The 23054-nt window shown below is 70.5% G+C and carries 22 protein-coding genes and 1 pseudogene; 13 read left to right on the forward strand and 10 right to left on the reverse strand.

Annotated elements, in window-relative coordinates; genetic code table 11:
- A complete protein-coding gene (locus ACFYM2_RS11765; RefSeq protein WP_358997475.1) occupies window positions 1-579 on the forward strand; it encodes a flavin reductase family protein in 579 nt (192 codons plus the stop codon).
- A 36-nt stretch (window positions 580-615) separates the two neighbouring features.
- On the opposite strand, the gene ACFYM2_RS11770 is transcribed toward ACFYM2_RS11765, so the two are convergent.
- A complete protein-coding gene (locus tag ACFYM2_RS11770) occupies window positions 616-1608 on the reverse strand; it encodes an NADPH:quinone oxidoreductase family protein (protein WP_388835482.1) in 993 nt (330 codons plus the stop codon).
- Between the two features lie 199 nt (window positions 1609-1807).
- Entirely contained in the window at window positions 1808-3154 is a 1347-nt protein-coding gene (locus ACFYM2_RS11775) for a cation:proton antiporter (RefSeq protein WP_388459632.1), read from the reverse strand.
- Window positions 3155-3592: 438 nt separating this feature from the next.
- Here ACFYM2_RS11775 and ACFYM2_RS11780 point away from each other — a divergent pair, with 438 nt between their 5' ends.
- The 3 genes from ACFYM2_RS11780 to ACFYM2_RS11790 all read left to right on the forward strand — a co-directional run bounded on the left by ACFYM2_RS11780 (window position 3593) and on the right by ACFYM2_RS11790 (window position 7141).
- A complete protein-coding gene (locus ACFYM2_RS11780; protein WP_358997483.1) occupies window positions 3593-4315 on the forward strand; it encodes an SDR family NAD(P)-dependent oxidoreductase in 723 nt (240 codons plus the stop codon).
- A gap of 171 nt (window positions 4316-4486) precedes the next feature.
- Window positions 4487-6157 carry a PQQ-binding-like beta-propeller repeat protein gene (locus ACFYM2_RS11785; protein ID WP_388835485.1) on the forward strand — a complete coding sequence of 557 codons (1671 nt, stop codon included), beginning with the start codon at window positions 4487-4489 and terminating at the stop codon, window positions 6155-6157.
- A gap of 357 nt (window positions 6158-6514) precedes the next feature.
- Window positions 6515-7141 (forward strand): TetR/AcrR family transcriptional regulator, encoded by a 627-nt coding sequence (locus ACFYM2_RS11790; RefSeq protein ID WP_350234242.1) that lies wholly within the window; start codon window positions 6515-6517, stop codon window positions 7139-7141.
- Between the two features lie 230 nt (window positions 7142-7371).
- Here the strand turns inward: ACFYM2_RS11790 and ACFYM2_RS11795 are convergent, their stop codons facing one another.
- Both ACFYM2_RS11795 and ACFYM2_RS11800 read right to left on the reverse strand, forming a co-directional pair.
- Window positions 7372-8205: a PIG-L family deacetylase gene (locus ACFYM2_RS11795; RefSeq protein WP_358997492.1), complete on the reverse strand. Its 834-nt coding sequence runs from the start codon at window positions 8203-8205 to the stop codon at window positions 7372-7374.
- A gap of 178 nt (window positions 8206-8383) precedes the next feature.
- The gene (locus ACFYM2_RS11800) at window positions 8384-8605 is read right to left on the reverse strand and encodes a hypothetical protein (protein ID WP_358997495.1); all 222 of its coding nucleotides are present in this window, start codon (window positions 8603-8605) and stop codon (window positions 8384-8386) included.
- A gap of 173 nt (window positions 8606-8778) precedes the next feature.
- Here ACFYM2_RS11800 and ACFYM2_RS11805 point away from each other — a divergent pair, with 173 nt between their 5' ends.
- The 3 genes from ACFYM2_RS11805 (at window position 8779) to ACFYM2_RS11815 (ending at window position 12311) form a co-directional block, all read left to right on the forward strand.
- Window positions 8779-9246 carry a PPOX class F420-dependent oxidoreductase gene (locus ACFYM2_RS11805; RefSeq protein WP_388459629.1) on the forward strand — a complete coding sequence of 156 codons (468 nt, stop codon included), beginning with the start codon at window positions 8779-8781 and terminating at the stop codon, window positions 9244-9246.
- Window positions 9247-9389: 143 nt separating this feature from the next.
- A complete protein-coding gene (glgX, locus tag ACFYM2_RS11810) occupies window positions 9390-11507 on the forward strand; it encodes a glycogen debranching protein GlgX (protein WP_388835488.1) in 2118 nt (705 codons plus the stop codon).
- A gap of 402 nt (window positions 11508-11909) precedes the next feature.
- A complete protein-coding gene (locus ACFYM2_RS11815) occupies window positions 11910-12311 on the forward strand; it encodes a peptidase inhibitor family I36 protein (protein ID WP_358997504.1) in 402 nt (133 codons plus the stop codon).
- A gap of 107 nt (window positions 12312-12418) precedes the next feature.
- On the opposite strand, the gene ACFYM2_RS11820 is transcribed toward ACFYM2_RS11815, so the two are convergent.
- On the reverse strand, window positions 12419-13966 hold the full coding sequence (locus tag ACFYM2_RS11820) for an immunity 49 family protein (protein ID WP_388835491.1): 1548 nt from the start codon (window positions 13964-13966) through the stop codon (window positions 12419-12421).
- A gap of 181 nt (window positions 13967-14147) precedes the next feature.
- On the opposite strand from ACFYM2_RS11820, the gene ACFYM2_RS11825 reads away from it, so the two are divergent.
- Window positions 14148-15323: a glutamate--cysteine ligase gene (locus ACFYM2_RS11825; protein ID WP_388835493.1), complete on the forward strand. Its 1176-nt coding sequence runs from the start codon at window positions 14148-14150 to the stop codon at window positions 15321-15323.
- Here the strand turns inward: ACFYM2_RS11825 and ACFYM2_RS11830 are convergent.
- A complete protein-coding gene (locus ACFYM2_RS11830) occupies window positions 15304-16068 on the reverse strand; it encodes a 2OG-Fe dioxygenase family protein (protein WP_358997510.1) in 765 nt (254 codons plus the stop codon). The genes ACFYM2_RS11825 and ACFYM2_RS11830 overlap by 20 nt on opposite strands.
- A 127-nt stretch (window positions 16069-16195) precedes the next feature.
- A complete protein-coding gene (locus ACFYM2_RS11835) occupies window positions 16196-16975 on the reverse strand; it encodes an NAD(P)H-dependent oxidoreductase (RefSeq protein WP_388835496.1) in 780 nt (259 codons plus the stop codon).
- A gap of 138 nt (window positions 16976-17113) precedes the next feature.
- Between ACFYM2_RS11835 and ACFYM2_RS11840 the strand changes: the two genes are divergently transcribed.
- Together ACFYM2_RS11840 and ACFYM2_RS11845 are read left to right on the forward strand one after the other, a co-directional pair.
- Entirely contained in the window at window positions 17114-17974 is an 861-nt protein-coding gene (locus tag ACFYM2_RS11840; RefSeq protein WP_388835499.1) for a helix-turn-helix transcriptional regulator, read from the forward strand.
- Between the two features lie 405 nt (window positions 17975-18379).
- Window positions 18380-18952 (forward strand): hypothetical protein, encoded by a 573-nt coding sequence (locus ACFYM2_RS11845; RefSeq protein WP_388835502.1) that lies wholly within the window; start codon window positions 18380-18382, stop codon window positions 18950-18952.
- Between the two features lie 103 nt (window positions 18953-19055).
- Here the strand turns inward: ACFYM2_RS11845 and ACFYM2_RS11850 are convergent, their stop codons facing one another.
- Together ACFYM2_RS11850 and ACFYM2_RS11855 are read right to left on the reverse strand one after the other, a co-directional pair.
- Complete coding sequence (locus ACFYM2_RS11850; RefSeq protein ID WP_388835505.1) at window positions 19056-19541, reverse strand: hypothetical protein; 486 nt, start codon at window positions 19539-19541, stop codon at window positions 19056-19058.
- A 332-nt stretch (window positions 19542-19873) separates the two neighbouring features.
- Window positions 19874-20497 (reverse strand): TetR/AcrR family transcriptional regulator, encoded by a 624-nt coding sequence (locus tag ACFYM2_RS11855; RefSeq protein WP_358997525.1) that lies wholly within the window; start codon window positions 20495-20497, stop codon window positions 19874-19876.
- Between the two features lie 125 nt (window positions 20498-20622).
- Between ACFYM2_RS11855 and ACFYM2_RS11860 the strand changes: the two genes are divergently transcribed.
- From ACFYM2_RS11860 to ACFYM2_RS11870, 3 genes and pseudogenes are all read left to right on the forward strand, one after another.
- Window positions 20623-21294: a DUF998 domain-containing protein gene (locus ACFYM2_RS11860; protein ID WP_358997528.1), complete on the forward strand. Its 672-nt coding sequence runs from the start codon at window positions 20623-20625 to the stop codon at window positions 21292-21294.
- 60 nt (window positions 21295-21354) lie between these two features.
- Window positions 21355-21567, forward strand: coding sequence for a DUF4287 domain-containing protein (locus ACFYM2_RS11865; protein WP_388835508.1), 213 nt, complete (start codon window positions 21355-21357; stop codon window positions 21565-21567).
- 45 nt (window positions 21568-21612) lie between these two features.
- Window positions 21613-22112 (forward strand): annotated as a pseudogene (locus tag ACFYM2_RS11870) (transposase); the annotation flags it as partial.
- 135 nt (window positions 22113-22247) lie between these two features.
- Here ACFYM2_RS11870 and ACFYM2_RS11875 read toward each other — a convergent pair.
- The gene (locus tag ACFYM2_RS11875) at window positions 22248-23009 is read right to left on the reverse strand and encodes an SDR family oxidoreductase (RefSeq protein ID WP_388835511.1); all 762 of its coding nucleotides are present in this window, start codon (window positions 23007-23009) and stop codon (window positions 22248-22250) included.
- Between the last annotated feature and the right edge of the window lie 45 nt (window positions 23010-23054).

Raw genomic sequence — 23054 nt, forward strand, 5'->3', positions numbered from 1 at the left:
ATGGCCGACACCCACCGGACATCCCCCACGGGACTCGTCGCACCGGGCCCGCCCGCGCCGGGCGGAAGGGCCGGGCGCACCACCGACTTCGACCACAAGGGCATGCGCCGGGTGCTCGGCCGGTTCACCACCGGAGTCACCGTCGTGACGACGGGCGGCGCGACCCCGCACGGCATGACCGCGAACTCCTTCACATCGGTGTCGCTGAGCCCGCCGCTCGTGCTCATCTGCGTCCTGCGGGAGGCGGCCATGCACGAAGCCGTCCTCGACCAGAAGTCCTTCGCGGTGTCGGTGCTCTCGGAGCGCCAGCGGGAACTGGCCGGCTACTTCGCCGACCGCCGCCGCCCGCGCGGGCTCCAGCAGTTCGCCCCCGTCACCTGGGCGCCCGGCGCCCGCACCGGATCCCCGCTCATCACGGACGCCCTGGCCTGGCTCGAATGCTCCCTGACGGCCACCTACGACGGCGGCGACCACTCCATCTTCCTGGGCGAAGTCCTGGACATGGGGCTCAGGGACGAGCACGACGCCCTGCTCTTCTACGACGGCGCCTTCCACGGGCTGCGCGCCGAGAGAATATGACGGACGGGGCCCCGCGAGCGCGCGGGGCCGGGCCGCTCACGGCAGCAGGGCCACCTTGCCGACCGTGGCGCGTGCCTCGACCTCCGCCAGCGCCTTGGGCCCGTCGGCGAGATCGTGCACCGTGGGGCGGCCCGCGGTGAGCACGCCCGCCCCGACGAGCGCGAACAGTTCCCCCGTCACCTCGCCGAAGATCTCCGGCGCGGACTGGATCAGCACCCCGAGGTTGAAGCCGATCACGTGCACCTGATGGCGGTAGACCAGGTCCCAGTTGCTGATCCGCGCCTCACCGGCGGGCAGGCCGGTCACCACGACCCGTCCGACGACGCGCTTGGCCGAGGCCAGGCTCGCCTGGAAGGTGGCGCCGCCCACCGACTCCACCACCAGGTCCACGCCCTGGGCCCCGGTCAACGCCAGTACCTCCGCCGCGAGATCGGGGCCGCGCGAGTCCAGGACGTGATCGGCGCCGAGCGCGCGTACCGTCTCGTGCTTGCCCGGCGACGCGGCCGCGATCACCGTCGCGCCGTAGTGCTTGGCCATCTTCACGGCGGCCTGGCCGGTCGCTCCCGCGGCGGCGTGGATCAGCACACTCTGCCCGGCCCGGATGCCGCCGAGCGGCTTGAGGGCGGCCAGGGCGGTGGGCCAGTTCACCATCATCCCCAGGGCCTGCTCGTCCGCCCAGCCCTCCGGCACCGGCATCACGGAGGCGGCGGACAGCACCATGTACTCCGCGAAGGCCCCGTATCCGACACCGACGACATGGTGGCCGGGCCGGGCGCCCTCGACCCCGTCGCCCACGGCGACGACCTCACCGGCTGCCTCGAAGCCCGCCACGTAGGGCGGTTGCGGGCCGTTGTGGAAGGTGCCGTGGGACTGGGAGATGTCCGCGAAGTTGACGCCCGCCGCGCCGACGCGGATCAGGATCTCGCCCGGCCCGGGCGCCGGCACCGGCGCGTCGGTGATCAGACGAAGGTCCTGCGGGCCGCCGAGCGACATCTGTCGCAAGGCGCGCATGGTGGGGGGAACGTTCATCGCAATCGGCTTCCTTGTCCAGGGGACCTGAGGGGAAGCGGACATTACTACGCATCTCCCGGAAGCCGCCGCAAATGCCTCGCCGCTTCACTCGTTCATGTGGTCTCGCAGGACACCACGCGCGGACCGTCGTGGCGCCTCGTGCAGGCGGCTCTCGCAGCCCCCGAGGCTGGCTCCGGCGGCCGTTCCAGGCCGGTGTTCAGGCGGCTTTCGACCCGGAGCCGGCGCTCGGACGCGGGCCGCGGAAGACTGCCCACGCCCGCTGGCGCTCGCGCTCCTCCTCGGTCGGTGAGATGTGCGGCATGGCGCACCGCAGAATCGGCGGCGCCATCAGGGACGTGGTGATCGCCACCAGGATCACGACGGTGTACGTGGTCGTGTCGAGCACGCCCACCCGGAGCCCGACCGCCGCCACGACTATCTGGATCACCCCGCGCGCGTTCATCCCGCCGGCCAGCGCCAGCGCCTCCCACTTGGTCAACCTGCTGGACAGCGCGCCCAGATACGCCCCGGCGAACTTGCCCGCAACCGCGATCAGGACCGCCGCGACGGCGGTGAGCAACGGGACCGTCCGGGCCAGCGCGGTCAGGTCCACCCGGAGCCCGGCGGTGGCGAAGAACAGCGGCGCGAACACCGACACCACCATCGTCCGCAGAGGTGCGAGCCGGGCCAGGTCCACGCTTTCCACGCTGTTCGCCGAACCGACGACGAGACCGCCGAGGAAGGCGCCGAACGCCGCCTCGAAGCCCATGGCCTGGGTCGCCGCCGCGCTCAGCACGATGACGGAGACCGTGGCCGCGATCGTGGGCCCGCTCCCCGAGGACCGCCGGCACCGCGCGAGGACACGGCGCACCAGCGGACGGGCGACGGTCGCGGTCACCAGGACGGCGAGGGCGAGCAGCCCCAGCGAGGACGCGACGGTCCCGGCGCGCACGCCGACGGTGGCCATCGCGGAGACGACCGACAGGAGCAGCCATCCGATGACGTCGTCGACCACGCCCGCGGCGATCGTCAGCTGTCCGATGTCGCGGTGCAGCAGATTCATGTCGGAGAGCGTCTTCGCGATGACCGGCAGGGCGCTCACGCACATCGCCACACCGACGAAGAGGGCGAACGTGACCCGGTCCGTCGAGCCGCTGAGGAGCGAGCGCGGCGCCACGGCCCCGGCCGCGATGCCGGCGGCCAGCGGGATGACGAGCCCGGCGAGCCCGACACGCAGGGCGACGGTCCCCTTGCGGCGTACGAGCCCGAGATCGACCTCCATGCCCGTGACGCCGACGAGCAGCACCACGCCGAGCTGCCCGATCGCGTCCAGCAGATTGAACTGCGCGGCGGTACGGGGGAACAGCCAAGCGGCGAGGTGCGGCGCGAGATGGCCGAGCACGGTCGGCCCGAACAGCACCCCGGCGCACAGTTCCCCCACGACCGCCGGCATGCCGAGGCGGTTGGCCAGCCGGCCGAGCAGGAGCGCGGCACACAACAGCAGGCCGACCTGAAGGAGGAGGACGAGCAGAGCGTGTGCGCCGATCGAGGGCGGTGGGGCCACGGCGGTCTCCCTGGGTCGTGTCTTCAAAGTCCCGTCCGGCCGGCGGGGTCTGGCACAGTGCCGCCCACGCCGGGGCGGCGTACCGTGCGACCCCGCCCCAGCGTGCCGGGGCGGCGCGCGGCCCGCTTCTCATGACGTGCCCAGCCGGATCGAGCGAGCCCGAGGGCCGCCTTCCGCACGGTCCCGGGCAGCGCGAAACGAGTCCTTGCCCGACGCGTTCTTCACTGCACGCGCTTTCTTTGTCGATTGGACAAAAAGTGCCTTGACCCGCGCCGGAGACCCGTGGGACGATTTATTCGTCGCTCGACAAAAAAAGTTGGCCCGGCCATGAAATCTCCGCTCGCGCGGCCACGCCGACGAGCGGATCGAGGTCCAGGGGGCCCTCGGGCCAGGCTGCCTTCCACCGCACTCCGAAGCACCCGACAGGAGACAAGAGCCATGAGCCTCGAAGGCAAGACCGTGTTGGTGACAGGGGCCAATCGCGGCATCGGCAAGGCGCTGGTCGCCGAGGCCCTTGCGCGGGGTGCCGCGCGGGTCTACGCCGGTACCCGCAAGCCCCTGACCCACGACGACGCCCGGGTGACGCCCCTGACGCTGGACATCACCGACGCCGCGCAGATCCAGGCGGCCGCCGAGCAGGTCGACTCGCTCGACGTCCTCATCAACAACGCGGGCATCATGCTGCCCGACATCCCGTTCGACCCCGACGTCCTGGACCGGCACATGGCGGTCAACTTCCACGGCACCCACGCCGTGACCCAGGCATTCCAGGGCGCCCTGATCCGCTCCGGCGGCGCCATCATCACCATCAACTCGGCGGCCGCGCTCTCGCCCCTGCCGCCCTTCGCGTCGTACTCCATCTCGAAGGCGGCCCTGTTCTCCCTGACCCGGACGGCGCGTGCCTTCCTCGCGGGGCAGGGCGTCCGGGTCCACGCGGTCCTGGCCGGCCCCATCGACACCGACATGACGCGCCAGCTCCCCATCCCCAAGTCGTCCCCCGAATCCGCCGCGCAGGCCATTTTCGACGCGGTCGACAAGGGCGAGGAGGACATCTTCCCCGACGCCACGATGGCGCCCATGACCGACCTGTGGCGCAACGGTCCGGACAAGATCCTCGAGCGGCAGTTCGCCGAACTGGCCCAGGGCGCGCCCCCGGCGTGAGCCGGGTGACACCCACTCGCGTGACGTAACACCAGGACCGCCCCGCCTCCGGGGCGGTCCGCACATTCCGGGCGGGGATGGGGGCCCGGGACACCGCGACGGTCGGCTCAGCGCGATCGGTGAACTCAGCACACCGCACAACCGGTCAACTCAGCACAACGGGGGTGGAACATGAAAGACAGATTCGGATGGGCAAGAAGGGGGAGCGAGGCGCCACCACGGTGGTGGCGCCGTCGCACCGCCGTCCTCCTCGCGGCACTGGCCCTGACGGCCGTGACGGTGTCCGGGCTCCCGGACGCCTCGGCGAACGCGGCCCCGGCACCGCCCAAAGCGGCCCAGGACTGGCCGATGTTCGGCCAGAACCCCGACAACACGTCGAGCACACCGGACACCCAGAAGCACCAGGTCACGACCGCGAACGTGGCTGCGCTCGCGCAGAAGTGGGTGTTCACGACCGGCGGCGACGTGTCGGCGCGGGCCGCCGTCACCCATGGCGCCGTGTACTTTCCCGACTGGTCCGGCCATCTGTACGCGGTCAACGCCAAGAACGGCCACGCACTGTGGTCCCGGGACATCCTGAAGGACTATCTGCCGGGCGTCTTCACCGACCCGCCCGCCAAGGTGGTCTCCCGCACCACGCCCTACGTCGACGTGAGCACGGACACGCTCTACATCGGCACCCAGCAGGGCGCCTGGATGCTCGCCGTCAACACCAAGACGGGCGCCCTGCGTTGGAAGGCCCAACTCGACACCCACCCCTACGCGGTCGACACCGCCGCGCCGATCGTCCACCAGGGCGTGCTCTATGTGGGCGTCTCCTCGAACGAGGAAGGCGCGGCCACCAGTCCCGGCTACCCCTGTTGCAGCTTCCGGGGCAGCGTGGTCGCGCTGAACGCGGCCACGGGAGCGCTGAAGTGGAAGACCCCCGTCGTGCCGGAGGGATACAGCGGCGCCGCCATCTGGAGCAGCACCATCGTCCCGGACCCGGCCAGGGGCGTCGTGTACACCACGACCGGCAACAACTACAGCACGCCCACCGCGCCGGCGTACACGTCGTGCATCAGCAACGGCGGCACGCAGGAATCGTGCACGTCCCCGGACGACCACTTCGACTCCGTCGTCGCGCTGCGCATGACGAACGGGTCGGTCGCGTGGGCACAACGTCTGTCCAGCGGTGACGACTGGAACCTGGCGTGCCTGTCCGGCACACCCGGACCCAACTGCCCCCAACCGACGGGCTCCGACTACGACTTCGGCAGCGGCGTCAACCTCTTCACCATCCAGACGGCCACCGGACCCAAGACCGTCCTGGGCGCCGGCCAGAAGAGCGGCGTCTACGCCGCCTTCGACCCCGATCGCGGGGGTGCCATGCTGTGGGCCACCCAGGTGGGACCCGGCGGACCGCTCGGCGGCGTCCAATGGGGATCAGCGACGGACGGCAAGCGGATCTACGTGGCCATCTCCGACTACCAGGGCGCGCCGTACGTCCTGCAACCCTCGGGCCGGCCGACCAGCCACGGCTCGTGGGGTGCGCTCGACCCGGCGACCGGCAAGATCCTCTGGCAGACCGCTGACCCGGGCGGCGCCTCCGACCAGGGACCGCTCGCCGTGACCAACGGCGTCGTGTTCGCCCCGTCCGCCGCCGGTACCGGAAACAACATGTTCGCGCTCAACGCCGAGACCGGCTCGGTCCTCTGGGGCTTCGCCTCCGGCGGATCCGTGCTCGCGGGGGCCGCGATCGTCGACGGCACCGTCTACTGGGGTTCCGGTTACAGCAAGCTCCCCGGTCTGACCGGCAACAACAAGTTCTACGCGTTCCAGACGTGCGGCCCGCGGTCCTGACGGAGCGGGCCCGGCCACACCCCACCACCACGGGAGGACATCAAGGCGATCGTCGCCCTCGGGCCGGTCATGTGGCACTCGGCTGACCCCGGTGCCCGCCGCACGAGCGGATCCCGACATCTGTGACGAGGGCGGCTCCAGATCCGCCGGTGCGCACGCGCCGGCACCTGGAGCCGCCCTTCGCGGTCGCGACACCAGCCGCACCGGAGGCCACCCGCCCATGGAACTCGGCCCCGCGGGAATGCCGCTGACGCTCGCGCGTGTTTACGTATCGAACGACAAACTAACCGCTCACCACCTACGGAGCAGGTCAAGGTAACCTTGATCGAACGGTAAACAGGAGGACAGGGCATACTGATGGCCACTCGAGGCAGGCCGCGCAAATTCGATCCCGACATCGCCCTGCGCCAGGCCCTGACCCTGTTCTGGGAACGGGGCTACGAGGGCACGTCGCTCAGCGACCTTGCCGCGGCCATGGGTATCGCCTCGGCCAGCATCTACGCCTGCTTCGGCAGCAAGGAGAACCTGTTCCGCCAGGTCATGGGGCTCTACGGCGCCACGTCGGGGGAGTCGCCCCGGCGCGCCCTGCGCGAGCAGCCGACCGCGCGCGCCGCGATCGAGGCCATGCTGCGCGCCACCGCGCACGAGATCACGCGCCCGGACACACCGACCGGCTGCATGCTCATCCTGACCGCGCTCACCGGACCGGTGGAGAACCAGGGGGTACGGGAATTCCTTGCCGACCTGCGGCGCGACATGCACGCCACCATCAGGGACCGACTGGTCCGAGGAGTCGCCGACGGCGACCTCACCGCGCCCCCGGCCGGCCTCGACGCGATCGCGCGGTACTACACCACGGTGGTCGAGGGCCTGTCCGTCCAGGCCCGTGACGGCGCCACCCGCGCCGAGCTGGAAGAGGTCATCGCCTGCGCGACGGCCACGTGGGACCACCTCGTGTCCCGCCCGCTGCCCACCAGTGGATGACGCGGGTCCCTGACACGCGCCTCCCGCGACCAGTAGTGAGCCTGCCGGATCCTCCTGCGGCCACTGGGACCTGCCCGCCATGCTGCGGTCCCTGCGCCGTACGGGACTCGCCGGACCGCGACCGGACGCGCCGATAGGTGACGTATCGTCAACTGACCTATCGGCGCTCCGAGTCGGGGCGGCGCGGCGTGCCCGCGCCACCCCCGTCGGATCATGACCTGTCAGTCTCCTCAGCGCAGTCCGGCGAACATGTCGTTCTCCGGCACGTCGGCCCCGGTGCTGTCCTGGACCCGGACGAAGGTCTCGACGCCCATCATTTCCGTGAACCTCTCCACGCCCATCCGCAGGAAGAAGATGTTCTCCCCCTGGCTCGCGTGTGCGGCCAGGGCGTCGAACTTCTGGGTGCCGTAGGCCGAGGTGTCCACCCATGTGGTGATCTCCTCGTCCGGGAGCCCGATCTCCGCCATCGCGGCGGCCTCCGCGGGGTCCGGCTCCGGGGCGTCCGGGTTGAATTCGCGCATGAGCTCACCGAATCGCCGCATCTGCGAGCGGGGCGCCGTCGTCCAGTACACCTTCGGCGTCTGCTCGATCATCGCCAGTGCCGCCATCGTGACGCGGTTCGCCTGGATGTGGTCCGGGTGCCCGTAGAAGCCGTTCTCGTCGTAGGTGACGACCACGTCCGGTTCGTAGCGCCGCATGAGTTCCGCGAGCCGCGCGGCGCCCTCCGCCACGGGCGTCCGCCAGAACGAGCCGGGGGCGTCATTGGTGGACCAGCCCATCATGCCCGAGTCGGCGTAGTCCAGCATTTCCAGGTGACTGATGTTCAAGACCGCGCAGCTGGCCTTGAGTTCATCACGCCGCATCGCGGCGACGGCCGCCGGGTCGTGCCCGGGATCACCTGGCTTGACCCCTCCGGGGCCGTCCCCGCACCCGCCGTCGGTACACGTCACCAGAACCGTGCGAATGCCCTCAGCCGCGTACCGGGCGAGAACTCCACCCGTTCCCGTGGCCTCGTCGTCGGGGTGGGCGTGCACAGCCATGAGAGTCAAAGGCCGATCAGTCACGACGTGTTTCTCCTGTATCAAGGGGCTTTCCACCTGTATCTGACGGGCGGACAGTCGAAGAGCGCTCAGTCTGTCCCACCCATTGTTACTGGAGGCTTCTTGCTGGAGGCGCCCCAGTAGCGACGTGCCGGGCGCCCGCCCTCGGATACTGATCCGCCGGTCCGGACCGGGACGCTGATCAGGCGGGCCGTGAGGGCAGTGAGGGGTCATGATGGCCGGGCGGCTCGGCGCACCGCTCGCCGAAGAGCGCGGTCGTGCAGGGCCCGCCGTCGCCGGTGTAGGCGTGATGGCGGATCGGGTCGAGCGGGATGCTGGCCTGCCCCTCCAGGGGAGGCGGCGTCGGCTGCGCGAGCCGCGCCTCGACCTGGGTGATCCGAGCCGTCAGGTCGTCGCTGGTCACTGGGGTTCTCCTTGCGGTCGGGGGCGGAGTGGATTCCTTCTCCCTACCCGTTCCCCAGGCGCTCTGTCACGGTGGGTGGCGCTGCGCCCGGGCGTCCGGCCGACGGCCGTCGCTGCCGGCGCCGACGCGTGCCGCGCCCCAGGGCGGTCCAGGCCTGTCGTAGGGTGCGTGGTATGAGCCCGCGCATCGCGACCAACACCCCTGTTTCTCTCGACCAGTTGCTGGAGTTCGTCCGCCCCCGGCACCGCGCGATCCTGCTGACCCGGCGGACCGACGGCGGCCCGCAGGGATCTCCGCTGACATGCGGTGTCGACGAGGCGGGGCGCCTGGTGATGTCCACCTACCCCGACCGCGCCAAGACCCGGAACACCCGCAGGGACCCCCGCGTCAGCGTGATCGTCCTGTCGGACGCCTGGGACGGACCCTGGGTCCAGGTGGACGGCGAGGCCGAGGTCATCGACGCGCCGGAATCGGTCGAGCCCCTGGTGGACTACTACCGGAGCATCAGCGGCGAGCACCCGGACTGGGCGGAGTACCGCGCGGCGATGGTGAAGCAGGGCAAGTCCCTGATCCGCGTCACGCCGGTGCGCTGGGGACCGGTGGCGACCGGCGGGTTCCCGCCCGCGCCCGCGCAGGAGTAGGCCAGGAGTAGCCCGCGGCGGCCGGCCCCCGTCCCTGGCCACCCGGCCCCCGGCCCGCGCCCGACCCCCGCGAACGGGACAAGGCTCCAGGGCCCCGCCGCGTCGGGAACGGCCGCCCGGTGCTCTCGTGTTTTCATACGGTCATGGAGACGTGGCCTGGTCGTCCTTATCCGCTCGGTGCTGTTCACGACGGCGCCGGAACCAATTTCGCCCTCTTCTCCGAGGTGGCCGAGGGGGTGGAACTCTGCCTCTTCGACGACGCCGGCGACGAGCGGCGCGTGCCGCTCACCGACGCCGACGGATCGGTCTGGCACGCCTATCTGCCCGGCGTGGGCCCCGGCCAGCGGTACGGCTACCGGGTGCACGGCCCGTACCGGCCGTCCGAGGGGCTGCGCTGCGATCCGGCGAAGTTGCTGCTCGACCCGTACGCCACCGCCGTGGACGGACAGCTCGACGGCGACCCCTCCCTGCTCACCGCCGACCCGGAGCACCCCGGCACGCCCAACGGCCTGGACAGCGCGGGACACGGGATGTTCGCGGTGGTGACCGACCGGGGTTTCGACTGGGAGGGCGACCGGCGCCCGGGCCACCCCTACCACGAGTCGGTGATCTACGAGGCCCACGTACGGGGCCTGACGATGCGTCACCCCAGTGTGCCCAAGGAACTGCGCGGTACGTACGCGGGGCTCGCGCACCCCGAGGTGATCGACCACCTCAAGGAACTGGGCGTCACAGCGGTGGAGTTGATGCCGGTGCATCAGTTCACGCAGGACGGGTTCCTCGTCGACCGGGGCCTGTCGAACTACTGGGGCTACAACACCATCGGTTTCTTCGCGCCGCACAACGGCTTCGCGGCCGGCGGCACCCGGGGAGAGCAGGTCGTCGAGTTCAAGGAGATGGTGAAGGCTCTGCATGCCGCCGGGATCGAGGTCATCCTGGACGTGGTGTTCAACCACACGGCCGAAGGCAACGAGCAGGGCCCCACGCTGTCGTTCCGGGGCATCGACAACACGGCGTACTACCGTCTCGTCGACGACGACCCCGCGCACTACTTCGACACCACCGGCACCGGCAACTCCCTGCTGATGCGCCACCCCAACGTCCTGCAACTCATCATGGACTCGCTGCGGTACTGGGTCACCGAGATGCGCGTCGACGGCTTCCGCTTCGACCTCGCGGCCACCCTGGCGCGGCAGTTCCACGAGGTGGACCGGCTTTCGGCCTTCTTCGACCTGGTCCAGCAGGACCCGGTGATCAGCCAGGTCAAGCTGATCGCCGAACCCTGGGACATCGGGGACGGCGGCTACCAGGTGGGCAACTTCCCCTCCCTGTGGTCGGAGTGGAACGGCCAGTACCGTGACACCGTGCGCGGCTTCTGGCGGGGCGAGGGCGGCACCCTGGCCGACTTCGCGTCCCGGCTCACGGGCTCGTCCGACCTCTACCAGCACGACCGGCGACGGCCCAGGGCAAGCGTGAACTTCGTGGCGGCGCACGACGGATTCACGCTGCGCGACCTCGTCTCGTACGACACCAAGCACAATGAGGCCAACGGCGAGGGCAACCGGGACGGCGCCGACGACAACCGGTCCTGGAACTGCGGCATCGAGGGTGAGACCGATGACCCCGGCGTACGAGAGCTGCGCCTGCGCCAGCAGCGCAACCTGCTCGCGACGCTCCTGCTCTCCCAGGGCGTACCGATGCTCGCCCACGGTGACGAACTGGGCCGCACCCAGAACGGCAACAACAACGCCTACTGCCAGGACAACGAAATCTCCTGGGTGGACTGGGAGTTGGACGACGAGCGGCGCGGACTGCTCGACTTCACCCGGCGCGTGGTGGCGCTGCGCCACGCCCACCCGGGGCTGCGCCGTCGCCACTTCCCCGTCGGCCCCACCCCCGGCACCCCGCCGGAGCGCGCCGAGGTGGTCTGGTTGCGGCCCGACGCGTGTCAGATGGACGACGAGGACTGGAAGCGCGACGACGCACACGTCCTCGCGGTGTACCTGTGTGCCGACGACCCCATGGAACGCGACGCGCGGGGCCGTCCCGTCACCGACGACACGTTCCTGCTCCTGTTCAACAGCTTCCACGAGCCCGTCGACTTCCGCGTGCCGCCGGCGGCGTTCGGCGAGGAGTGGCACCTGGTACTGGACACGGCGGACCCGTCGGCGGACGGGAAGACGTCCCGCTTCAAGGCGGAAGCCGCATTCCCCATGACGGCGCACAGTTTGCGGGTCCTTCGGCGGGGGCGGCGGGGGTGACATGAGCGGGCGTGGGCCCGGGGCAACCGGCCACCGCCCCGCGCCCGTTCACGTTCCGATGGACGTCGGCGGCGCGGAGTCCCGTGCGATGTGGGCTGGGGGGGCCGGGCATCATCGACCACGTAACAAAAGATCCGCTCCACTGAAAACTGAAAGGGGACAACTCCGGCGCCCGAGGCCAACTCCTGCTCCCGCCAGGCACGTTGTGCGTCGCTTTCTCTGGCCGTGGGGCGGCCCGAAGGCGCGACGGCCGCGCCCCGCGCGCCCCCTGACTGCCCGTGCCACCGGCCGTACGGGTGCTCTTTTGCCCGGTGCCGTGGTCTCGGCGGGGTCGGGTGCTGGACTGGTCGGGCAAGGCATCGTGCCGGCACATGAAGTCCTCAGCAGAAGGAGCGTTACGTCGTGCGTATCCGCAAGAGTCTGGCCGTGGTGGTTGCAGCCGCCTGTGTCGCGCTGACCGGCGCGGCCAACCCCTCTCAGGCCCGCGTCCCCGCGCCCCAACGCGCCCCGAGCGCCGCCGCGTTGAAGCGGGCGGCCGCGCAGTGCGCGGCGGGCGAGGTCTGCTTCTGGCACGACAGGAACTACTCCGGCACCCCCTGGCGGTGGATGCCGTCCAACGGCTACCGGGACATGCCGCCCAACCTGCACGACCACGTGTACTCGTTCTACGCCAACGTCCGCGCGTGCTTCATCGACTACAAGCCGCGCGACTTCCGCAAGGTCAACATCGGCGACTACGCGATGGCTTACGACACCAACTTCGGCAAGAGGATCGACGCCGTCGCGCTCAACAGCGCCTGTTGAACGCCTTGTTGAGGGGCTGACCCGTGTACTCCGTCCCCCGGCCGACCTGGCCGGGGGACGGAGCGCCCCCCTCAATGCGTTCCCGCCCCCCGCGCGGAGCCGTCACGTCATGCCTCGAAAGGTCGCGCGGCCTCCAGAAGCGCCTGGGGGAGGTAGGCGGATTCGACTCGGATCGTCCAGCCTCGGCGGCGGGCATGGCAGGCGAGCGCGAGAATGTCGAGGTTGAGGGAGGCCTCGGGATCGTCCGCGCGATCGGCGACGCGATAGTAGTCGCGGTGGGCTTCGAGCGCGTCGGCCAAGGCCAGGTTGAAACTTTCCTCATCACCTTCGACGAGCTGTGACAGCAGGACCGCAGGCGGCATCGCGAAGCCCCAGTCCTTGGTCTGCTCGGTGTACTCCACCGCTCGCCGCGCGGCCGCTTCGGGATCGGTGCCCATGAGGTAGGCGTGGAGGGCTTCGCGGTACGCGCTGAACGCGGAGCCGTCGGAGCCGGGGCCGGTGAGGACGAGCGGGGCAAGTTCCTCCCGTACACCGCTGATCAGGGCGAAAGCGACCGCCTGCTGCCAGTTTCCGGCGCCGGGAGCCGTGTCCTGCCGGATCTGACCGGTGGCGGAGGGGGTGGACGCCTCGCGCCGGGAACGCTCGTACAGAGCCTTCAGCCGACCGTCGTCGGTCCCTTGGTCGGCGGGTCGTTCCACCACGAGCGGGCCCGCCGCGAGCGCGGCGGCCGCATCCGCCCGGCGGTCGCGGCCGAACCCGCCCACCCGGGGGCTGCGGGTCTCGAAGCCGGTGATCAGCGCGTGCGGGAGGTAGCCGGTGCGGATGGCAGGCGCCCAGCCGAGCGTCCGGTACGCGAGTGCGCCGAGTGCGAGAGGGATGAGCGGGAGAAGGGAGCGCGCGGGGGCAGAGGGGCCCTGAATGGCCCGGTGTCCGACGAGGAGGTCGGCGAGCCCGGCGTCGAAGGCATCCCGGTCCTCGGCCGCCAGGGCGCGCAGGGTGCGCAGGGCCGTGCTGTCCGGCCGGTCCAGAAGAGGTTCACCGCTCTCCTGCGCGCGAGCCCGCAGCCGGTCCCAAGCCGCGTCGACGGCGGCGAGCTTGGCCCGCGCGCTCGGCGGATACTCCTCGTCGTCTCCGGTGTCGTCCAGGACCACGGCCATCAGCGCGGTCGCGAGCTCACCGGTGGGCGTGCCCTGCGCCTGCCGCGCGAACTTGGCCCGGGCGAAATGAAAGGCCTCGCCGTGCCACGCGGCCCGGTCCCTGAGGACGGCCAGGCACAGCGCCTCGACCCACTCCCGCGGCGTGACGCTCTCCTCGGGCGCGTCGTCGCCCGGGTCGTAGCTCATGCCGAAGTTCACGTACTCCAGGAAGACCTGGAAGGAGCAGTGCGGGTGATAGGCGGCGTAGGCGACGGCGCCGGCCGCGGCCTCTGACGCGTCCTTGAGGGCAGCCATCGCCTCCGGGGTGTCGAGGCCGGGCGTCGTCACCGAGAGCGCGCCGAGGTAGTCGAGGAAGTCGTCGGCGATCAACTGCCAGGTGTAGCTGGTCATCCGGTCACCGCGCGACATGGACCGCACCCGGCCCCCGATGCGGTTCGTGAAGTCCTCGCCCGCCGCCGACACGACGCCCTCGCCCACCTGGTGACGCTCTATTCGCACTGCCCTGCTCCTTGATCGATCTCTGCGACAGCCTAGGCGCTGGGTCCGACAGACCAGGACCACCGCGTCGCCCGCCCGAGGCTTTGACCGACTCAGGGCATCGCCCCCCCGCGGGCCGATCGCGCGTGTCGGCGTCGGCACTTGGCGCGTGTGGCGTGGGGTTTCGGGTGATGCTGGAGGGGTGACCACTCATCCGCGTGACGGTTCGGCCGTCGAGGGCGCCATTGATCCGCCGACCATCGGTGTGGAGGAGGAGTACTTCCTCATCGATCCCGGGACACGTCTGGCGGTGCCGGGTGGCCCGCGGGTCGCCGCGCGCGCCGCCGGGGCCGTCGGGGACCTCGTCGCCCCGGAGTTCGCCGAGTGTCAGGTGGAAGGGCGCACGCCCCCGTGCCGGACGGCGAACGAGGTGCGCCACCACCTGACGCGGGTGCGCGGGGCGCTGGTGAGCGCGGCCCGCGCCGAGGGGCTGGCGCTGTGCGCGTCGGGTACGCCCGTGCTCAGCGACGACGGGCCACCACACGTGGGGGACCACCCGCGATACCGGGCCGGCCAGGAGCAGTACCGCGGCATGATGGACGACTTCGCCATCAGCGCCCTGCATGTCCACGTGCATCTGCCCGACCGCGAACTGGCCGTCCTGACCATCAACCACCTGCGGCCGTGGCTGCCGCTGCTCATCGCGATGAGCGCCAACTCGCCGTTCCACCAAGGCCGTGACACCGGGTACGCCAGCTGGCGTTCGGTCATCAGGAGCCGCTTCCCGTGCCTGGGACCACCGCCTTACGCGGCCTCCCTGGAGGAGAACGAAAGTCTCGCCGTCACGATCGCCGACACGGAGGCGATGCTCGGGCCCGGCATGCCGTTCTGGGACCTGCGGCCCAATCCCAGGCTCCCCACCGTGGAGATCCGCGCCATGGACGTGCCGCAGGACGTCGACGACGCCGTCGCCCTCACCGTGTTGCTGCGAAGTCTGGTCGTCACCGCTTTGGACAGCGTCCGGCGCGGAGACCCGGGGCGGCCGTGGAGCGGCGAAGTGCTGCGGGCCGCGTGCTGGCGGGCGGCCCGGGACGGCTGGAGCGGCAGCGGCTTCGACGCCCTGACGGGGCGCGTGCGGCCCGTGGCACAGCTCGCCGAGGAGATGGTGCGGCATGTCCGGCCGGTCCTGGAACGGTACCGGGACCTCGACGAGGTCACCGCGTTCCTGCGGCGGCTGGCCGAGCAGGGGGACGGAGCTCGTCGCCAACGCGCCTGGGCGGGGAACGGCGCCGGGCCGAGCGGGGTGGTGGACCGGCTCGTGCGGGCGACCGCCCGCCCGCCAGGACCGGACGGCATGCTCAGCGCGGCGCCAGCGTAGTGACCAGTACGTCCCGGTGGCCCGGGCGGGAGGCGTCCAGCGGGCGGATCGGGGAGACACCGTGCAGCGTCGCGCGGTCGTCGCCCAGAAGGAGGGTGCCCGGCCGGCTGAGTGTGGTGGTCATCAGCTCCGTACCGTCCTGGTCGTACACCGTGCTCTCCCCGCCGGTGGCGTTGACCCGGTCGATGAGCAACGAGGTCACCAGGGTGACGCCGTCGCGGTGACGGCCCTCGGGGGTGGGCTGTCCCGCGCCGTCGGCCTCGGCCATGACTCTGAAGGGGTGCACCTTGACGTTCCATTCGTCCGCGTCGTCCAGGCACGAGGCGATCCGGCCGAGCATCCGGATCAAGGACGCCAGGACGGGTTCCGCCTCGAAGGCGGCGGTCAGCGGTTCGAAGTGGCGGTCCACCTCCACGTACAGGGGATTGCTCTCCTCCGGCTGGATGAAGGAGCCGTTCGGCCGCGCCGCGATGTCTCCCGCCCGGGACAAGGAGAAACGCCCGTATCGCCGCAGTCGCCGCGTCCCCGTCTCGGCCGCGTACGGGTCGGGGCCCAGCTCCTCCCAGTGCCCGGCGAACCGGGCCCAGCCCGCGTCGTCCATGCCGAGGCAGCGCGAGACGGCGGCCGACGTCATCAGGCAGGAGCCCGAGGAGACCAGGGCCTCGCGGACCTCATCGAGCGGCTGTCGCACGCGGCCGGCCCCCGCGCCCTCGCGGTCCGCGCTGATGGTGTTCACCTCGTCCATGAGCCCATGCTCGGGTGCCGCACGGCTTCTCGCATCCGCTGTGCGCGGCGCCACCGACGGAGCGGGCACGCCGCGCCCCCATGGCCGGGTGGCGCCTTCGCGCACGCACGCCGCCCGGCCACGCCGCTCAGCGGCGCACGTGCAGCCCGAACCCCGTGACACCTGTCGGCTCCAGACCCTCCTTCAGGCGCAGCGAGGGCAGCTCGTAGTCCCCGCCGTTCTGCTGCCGGAACGTCACGGGCCCGGTCGACTCCAGGGTGAGCAGGCGCTGCTCCCAGGCCTTGGCCACGTCCGGGTAGTCCTGGGCGGTCATCCGGTCGGTGCCGAACAGCACGAACGGCGGCAGCACCTCGATGCCCGGGTAGTAGAGGATGCCGTGGTGGATGGGGAACAGCAGGTCCTCAAGGGGGCCGTTGATCCCGCGAGCGGAGTAATGCGACTCCAGACCGCCGACGGTCACCGACAACAGGGCCTTTTTGCCCTTCAAGGTTCCTTCGCCGAAGCGCTCGCCGTACTTGGTGTCGCTGTGCTCGCCGACGCCGTACGCGAAGTGGAAGGTGAACACCCGGTCCACCCAGCCCTTGAGGATCGCGGGCATCGTGTACCACCACAGCGGGAACTGGAAAATGATCGTGTCGGCCCAGAGCAGCTTCTCCTGCTCGGCGCGGACATCCGGTGTGAGCGTCCCGGCGTCGAACGCCCGGCCCGAGTCCCGGGCGACCCGCAACGGACGTGAGGCGTCGAGACCGTAGTCGGCGGCGTCCACGACCGCCTTCCAGTTCATCGCGTACAGATCGCTCACCCGGACCTCGTGCCCCGCGCCCTCCAGGGTGGACACCGCGAGGTCCTTCAGCGAGCCGTTGAGCGACTTCGGCTCCGGATGGGCGTGGACGATCAGCGTCTTCATGGGAACTCCTTCGAAAGGGGATGCCTCGATTCTTGGTGGCACGGCCCCCGGTGTTCAGGGGCGCCTCTTCCGTCGGACCGGAGTTCCTGGTACTGGCAGGGCCACCTTCACGGCCGCCACCGAGGTGATACTGGGGACATGGACGATCTTGCGAGCTTCCTGCGGACCCGGCGTGCCCGGGTCGCCCCGGGGGCCGTCGGCATCTACGCCGACAGCCGTCGCCGCGTCGAAGGGCTGCGCCGCGAGGAGGTCGCGCACCTGTCGGGCGTCAGCGTCGACTACTACGTACGCCTGGAGCAGGGCCGCGCGACCCAGCCGTCCGAGCAGGTCCTCGACGCGTTGGCGCGCGTCCTCGGCCTCGACGAGACCGAGCGGGGGCACCTCGACCGGCTCGCCCGGCAGCGCCGCCGCCGCGCGAAGACGCCGAGCGGGCGGGTCAGGCCCGAGCTGCTTCGGGTCCTCGACCTGGTGGCCGGCGCGCCCGCGCTGATCATGAACCACCGCCTCGACGTGCTCGCCGGCAACCGCCTCGCCGGGCTGCTCTACGGCCGTCCGCTGCGGGACCTGAACGTCGCCCGGCACCTCTTCATCGAGGAGGCCGAAGGAGGCCTGTACGCCGACTGGGAGACCTGCACCCTGGACTGCGTCGGCCACCTTCGCCTGGCCGCGGGCAAGTATCCCGACGAGCCCCGACTCACCTCGCTCATCGGCGAGTTGGCCATGGGCAGCGAGCGTTTCCGCCGCCTCTGGGCGCGTGCGGACGTACGCGCACGTGCCCACGGCCGCAAGGCGTACCGGCACCCGTTGGTCGGGCCGCTCGAACTGCACCAGGAGAACTTCGCGCTGCCGGACGAGCCGAGCATGGAGCTGCTTGTGCTGTCGGCTTCCCCGGGCAGCGCCTCCGAAGACGCCCTGCGCCTGCTCGCGGGCCTCGGCGGGGAGGCCGCTGACGAGACTCCCGCGACGAAGGCTCCCGGGCCACGAGTAATCCACGGGTAAGTCGACGCGGGTCCATCGGGTCGCCTCACTCGAAGAGGGGCCAGGACGCCGGATTGTGTCCTTGTGCCGTGTGCGGGCGGATCGGATACTGCGCGCAGACACTGTTCGAGGGGGACACGGTGGATCTTGTCGAATTGGCGCAGAGATCGGCGGCGATAACGGGGGACTTCCTGGCCGCGTCGGCGGCGGGCGCGGCAACGCAGACCGCGTCCGCCGTGGGAAGCGCGGTCGCCCAGTTGGTGGTGGGGAGGCTGGGCGTCAGTCCGGCCGCGTCCGGGTCGGTGCCGGCGTTGCGGGCCGCTCCGCAGGACGCGCGGCGGCGCTCGGATGTCGCGGCCGCACTGCGGGAGGTCCTGGCCCAGGATCCCGCCTTCGCCGGGGGCTCTGCGGGAGGCGGTCCGGGCGGTGGAAGGCGACGTCCGGGTGGTGGCATCGGGGCAGGAGAGCTACGTGCCGGTCGCCTCGCCCGTCACGGCCGACCGGCGCGGTGTGGCGGTCGGCCGTGACCAGCACAACAACAAGCGGGTGACGAAGAAGAGCGGCGCGCTGTGGGTCGCCGCCGTCGCCGCCGTGGGGATCCTCGCCGGAGGCGGGACGTATCTGATCACGCAGAGCAGCCCCGACAGCCCCCGGCAGAAAGCCGAGAAAACCGCGCTCGACTTCGTGCGGGCCCAGTCCAGCGGCGACATCGAGGCCATGTGCGGCCTGCTCGCCCCGGAACAGAACGACTTCTCCGCCTGCCGGACCCAGGAAGGCATGAGGGAAGCGAAAGCAGAGGCTATAGGGGCGGGCGCTCCGGACGAGCTGCGCTCCTTCGCGGAAAAGTGGGAGATCGCCTCGTCGGACCTGCCAAGTGACAACACCGCCCGGGTGACCACGGTCAACAGGACGGTCATCAACAAGAAGTCGGTGGCCCCGGTCACCGTGCACCTGACTCGAGCGAGTGGTGACTGGCGCGTCACCGGCACGGACAGCTAGGACCGTTGGCGCACGTGTGGAGTCCCTGCCCTCGCCCTCGCGCGGCCTCCGCGCCGGCAAGGCTGTGGCGGCTGCGACGCGACGCGGCGACTGGTCAAAAGCCTCAATTGCAGTGCGAGTAGGGGTGGTTGTTGCTCCCGCTCACGCCGCCGTAGGAGAAGTTCCAGGTCGAGGTCTGGCCGGAACAGGAATGCCCGTATGCGGTGAAGTTCCAATTGCCGGTGTATTCACGGGTGTTCGACACGTCGGTCACCGGAATGAACCCGGCGTCAAACCAGTACGTGCCGTTGTTGAGGACCGGTCTGTTCGAGTTCACGGCCGAGTTCGAGCTGGACTTCACGTCGACCTGTCCGTTGCTCCAGTTGTTGACGTAGTTGGTGTTCCACAGGTTGACCTCGGTGTACGCGCCGTTGCAGTTCCATCCGAGGTAGAACTGGCCGATGGTCTGCGTGCCCACCTTGATGGGCTGGATGGCCCCGAGCACCTGACCGCCCGAGGGGCAGCCCGCCGCGCCGGCGGATCCGGTTCCGACCGCGGTGAACGTGAGTCCCGCCGCGACGACGGCGAACGCCGCCGAGACAGCGCGCATACGGGTGCCTATCCGCATCATTCCCCCTGTACGTCATCCTGTACGTCATCGAGGTGACCGACGCCACCTTTTGGCAGCGCTCATGCTCCCACCGGACTCGCGCCGTCCCCAGGGCGGTTCCCGGCCATTCGCGGCGCGGACGGCGGCCCTCCGCTTGTCGTGGCCCAGGCCGGGACAAGCGGAGGGCCGCCGCCCCGGTCGTCGCCTGGACCATGGCATCCACTCCCGCGATGCGCCCGGGCTACGACCGGGGCGCCGGTGGCCGGAGGCGCGGCCGTGGCCGCGCGTCCCGGCGATGCGCATGCCGCCGGGCGCCTGTCCAGTGGGTGGCGTCACCGGTAGGCGGCGAGGAAGGCCCGGACTCCGGCGTCGGCGTAGTGGTCGAGTTCGGGCTGGGTGTGCTGTGGGCTCCCGTGGAACATGGCCTTGTTCACGGGGATCCATAGCAGCAGGCCGGAGAAGTGGTTGGCAGCAAGGAGCGCGTCGTCGATCCGCAACAGGCCTTGGTCGGCCAGGTGTTGGAAGCTGTCGGCCAGGGTGGCCAGTACCCGCTCGAAGCCCTGCTCGTACCAGGCGGCGCCCAGGTCGGGGAAGGTGTCGGCGTTGGCGATGATGAGGCGCCGCAGCTGGAGCACCTGGGGTCGGGTGAGGGTGGTCAGGAACTGGCGGGCCAGCCGGAGCAGGTTCTCCTCCAGCGACTGCGCGTCGGCGGGGATGCCGGCCACCATGTCGATCATGGCTTCGATCCGGTCGGTGGTGGCCAGGACGATCTCGGCGAACAGCTTCTCCTTGTCGGCGAAGTGCTTGTACACCGTCTGCTTGGATACGGCGGCCAGCTTGGCGATGTCGTCCATGCTCGTGCCGGCGTAGCCCTTCGCCATGAACACCGCTGTCGCGGCCTCCATGATCGCCTGATGCTTGCGGGCCGACCGCCCCCAGGGTTCGTTCGCTTCCATGCCTCCTCCTTCGCGCCAATGCAGTACTGGACAGTCCAGTTCCTCGGTGGGTACTGTACCGTCCAGTTCCGCAGTACTGGACAGTCCAGTTCTGAGATCGAGTCTCGACTCAAGGGGGATCTCGCATGGCGCAGGCGATTCGCGGACCGTTCACAGGCCGCGCTTCCTCAACTCTGCTCGCTACCCGCGCCCTGCTGGCCTGCGGCGCCGCAGCGGGTCCGCTGTTCCTGGGAGTGGGGGTGATCGAGGGCCTGGCCCGCACCGGCTTCGACTTCACCCGAAACGCCATCAGTCAGCTCAGCCTCGGCCCACTCGGCTGGATCCAGGTCGCCAGCTTCCTGGTCACCGGCACGCTGGTCATCGCCGGCGCGATGGGGCTGCGGCAAACGCTCGGCCGCACCGCCGACGGCATCTGGGCGCCACGTCTGGTCGGCGTGTTCGGCTCCTCCTTCCTGCTCGCCGGGGTGTTCAAGGCGGACCCCGGCGCGGGCTTCCCAGCCGGCACACCGGACAGCCCCGCCAGGCTGAGCGGGCACGGAGCGGTCCACATGCTCAGCGGCACGGTGGGCTACCTCATGCTGTGCGTCGCGTTCCTCGTGCTGGCACGGCATTTCGCCACCCGGAACCGACGCGGTTGGGCGCTGACCTACCGTCTCCTGCCATTGGTGATCCTCGCAGGGTTCGCCGCCTCCGCTGCCACGGCCGCGGCCTTCACTGCCGCAGCCGGCCTGGGCCTGCTCGCACTCACCGCGGCTGCTGCCAAACTGGCCAACTCAACCCCGACCACTCGGCAGTAGCCCCAGCTCCCGCGGCGGCACCCCCAAACCCACTCACCCCCCAGAACAGGACACCCCGTCATGAACGCACCGGTGAAAGGCCCCGCCAGCTACTTCCCGTCGATCGAGAAGAAGTACGGCCGCCCGATCGAGCAGTGGAAGGAACTGATCCGCACCTCGCCCCTGACCAAGCACATGGAACTCGTCGCCTGGCTCAAATCCGAGCACGGACTCGGCCACGGGCACGCCAACGCCCTTATCGCCCACACCCTCGCCGAACGCAGCGAAAACTGACCCGGACAAGGGAGCCCGCACGGTCGAATCTGGCTCAAAATCCACGCCCCCGGCGGCGGCGAAACGGCCGGACGCTCATCGGTCGACCGGGGCCACCAGGGGCATGAAGCGCTCGGGCATGACCGACGGCTACGGCCTCCCGCTCGGCCGCGTCCTGGCCGGCGGAAACCGCCACGACTCACCGCTTCTGGCCCCAACTCTCGATCTTCTGAGCCAACTTGGGCTCTGCCCGTCGAGATCACCGTCCATCTCGACGCCGGCTACGACTCGGCCAACTCCCGCGCCGTGCTCGGCGAGCGCGGTCTGCACGGCCGGATCGCCCGCAAGGGGATCGAAACGCCGGTCCCGGCCGCCCACCGGTGGCACATCGAGCGCACGCACGCCTGGCAGAACGCCTTCCACCGGCTCACGCGCTGCTACGAACGCCGGCCCGCGTTATCGAGGCCTTCCTCGACCTCGCTGACACGATCACCACCGTACGTAGTCTGATCCGCCGAACCCGGACCGCTCACCGCTGGGCAACCCGCTCAGGATGCCGACCATGAGGGGCCGCCAGCGGCAGGTCGTGCTCTCGCCGACCGGTGGTAGCGCGCCGTAACGGACCGCGGCGGCGATGTCCTCAACGAGGGGCGAGGGCGATCGGACGACTTGAACGGCGGCCCAAAGGGCGAGCGGCTGTGTCAGCCTTGGCGGCTGGGGAGCATGGTCAGGGCCTGGGAACGCTGTGCGACGAGGTCGTCGTAGGTGCCGTCGCGCTCAGCCCAGCGGTGCATGAGGACACGGTCGACCAGGATCTCCTCAGGGGTGGGGTCCTGCGAGAGCAACTGCATGGCCTCGGTGCCGAAGTCGTCGAGCGGCAGTGCATGCGGGTTCACCTTCTCCTGTCCTGCCGTGGCGACGGCCGGGGGGACGAGCTCGACGACGTTGACGCCGGTGCCGTCGAGTTGTGCGCGCAGTGCCTCGGAGTAGGCGTGCACCGCGGCTTTCGAGGCGGCGTAGGTGGGCATGGGCGGGAACGGCAGGAAGGCGATGCCGGAAGTGACAGTGATGAAGGTGCCGGCGCCGCGTTCAACCAGGTGCGGGGTGAAGGCGTCGATGACGCGGATGGTGCCGACCAGGTTGGTGTCGATCGTCGTCCGTGCCGCCTCGAAGTGCGCGGAGTCGCGCAGGTCCTCCAGGAGCATGACGCCCGACATGGTCACCACGGTGTCCAGTTCGGGGTACTGGGCGAGCACGGCGTCGCGGGCACGTGCGACGGAGACACTGTCGGTGACGTCGATACCGATAGTGCCGAAGCCTTCCTGGGCGAGTTCCGAGAGTGCCCCCGGGCGACGGCCGCCAACAGCCACGGTGCTGCCCGCTGCGGCGAACCGGCGGGCCAGTTCTCGCCCGATGCCCGAGGTCCCGCCGACGATGAGAACGGTGCGGTTGGAGAGATCCACGAGATCTTCCCTTCAGTTCAGAGCGCGACGGCGTTCAGGCACGCG

This window comes from Streptomyces sp. NPDC006711 (assembly GCF_042869775.1).
Lineage (GTDB): Bacteria > Actinomycetota > Actinomycetes > Streptomycetales > Streptomycetaceae > Streptomyces.

Coding starts and splice junctions, on each gene's coding strand:
- ACFYM2_RS11765 (WP_358997475.1), top strand. CDS start 1: ATGGCCGACACCCACCGGACATCCCCCACGGGACTCGTCGCACCGGGC.
- ACFYM2_RS11770 (WP_388835482.1), bottom strand. CDS start 1,608: ATGAACGTTCCCCCCACCATGCGCGCCTTGCGACAGATGTCGCTCGGC.
- ACFYM2_RS11780 (WP_358997483.1), top strand. CDS start 3,593: ATGAGCCTCGAAGGCAAGACCGTGTTGGTGACAGGGGCCAATCGCGGC.
- ACFYM2_RS11785 (WP_388835485.1), top strand. CDS start 4,487: ATGAAAGACAGATTCGGATGGGCAAGAAGGGGGAGCGAGGCGCCACCA.
- ACFYM2_RS11790 (WP_350234242.1), top strand. CDS start 6,515: ATGGCCACTCGAGGCAGGCCGCGCAAATTCGATCCCGACATCGCCCTG.
- ACFYM2_RS11805 (WP_388459629.1), top strand. CDS start 8,779: ATGAGCCCGCGCATCGCGACCAACACCCCTGTTTCTCTCGACCAGTTG.
- glgX (WP_388835488.1), top strand. CDS start 9,390: ATGGAGACGTGGCCTGGTCGTCCTTATCCGCTCGGTGCTGTTCACGAC.
- ACFYM2_RS11830 (WP_358997510.1), bottom strand. CDS start 16,068: ATGGACGAGGTGAACACCATCAGCGCGGACCGCGAGGGCGCGGGGGCC.
- ACFYM2_RS11835 (WP_388835496.1), bottom strand. CDS start 16,975: ATGAAGACGCTGATCGTCCACGCCCATCCGGAGCCGAAGTCGCTCAAC.
- ACFYM2_RS11840 (WP_388835499.1), top strand. CDS start 17,114: ATGGACGATCTTGCGAGCTTCCTGCGGACCCGGCGTGCCCGGGTCGCC.
- ACFYM2_RS11850 (WP_388835505.1), bottom strand. CDS start 19,541: ATGCGCGCTGTCTCGGCGGCGTTCGCCGTCGTCGCGGCGGGACTCACG.
- ACFYM2_RS11855 (WP_358997525.1), bottom strand. CDS start 20,497: ATGGAAGCGAACGAACCCTGGGGGCGGTCGGCCCGCAAGCATCAGGCG.
- ACFYM2_RS11860 (WP_358997528.1), top strand. CDS start 20,623: ATGGCGCAGGCGATTCGCGGACCGTTCACAGGCCGCGCTTCCTCAACT.
- ACFYM2_RS11865 (WP_388835508.1), top strand. CDS start 21,355: ATGAACGCACCGGTGAAAGGCCCCGCCAGCTACTTCCCGTCGATCGAG.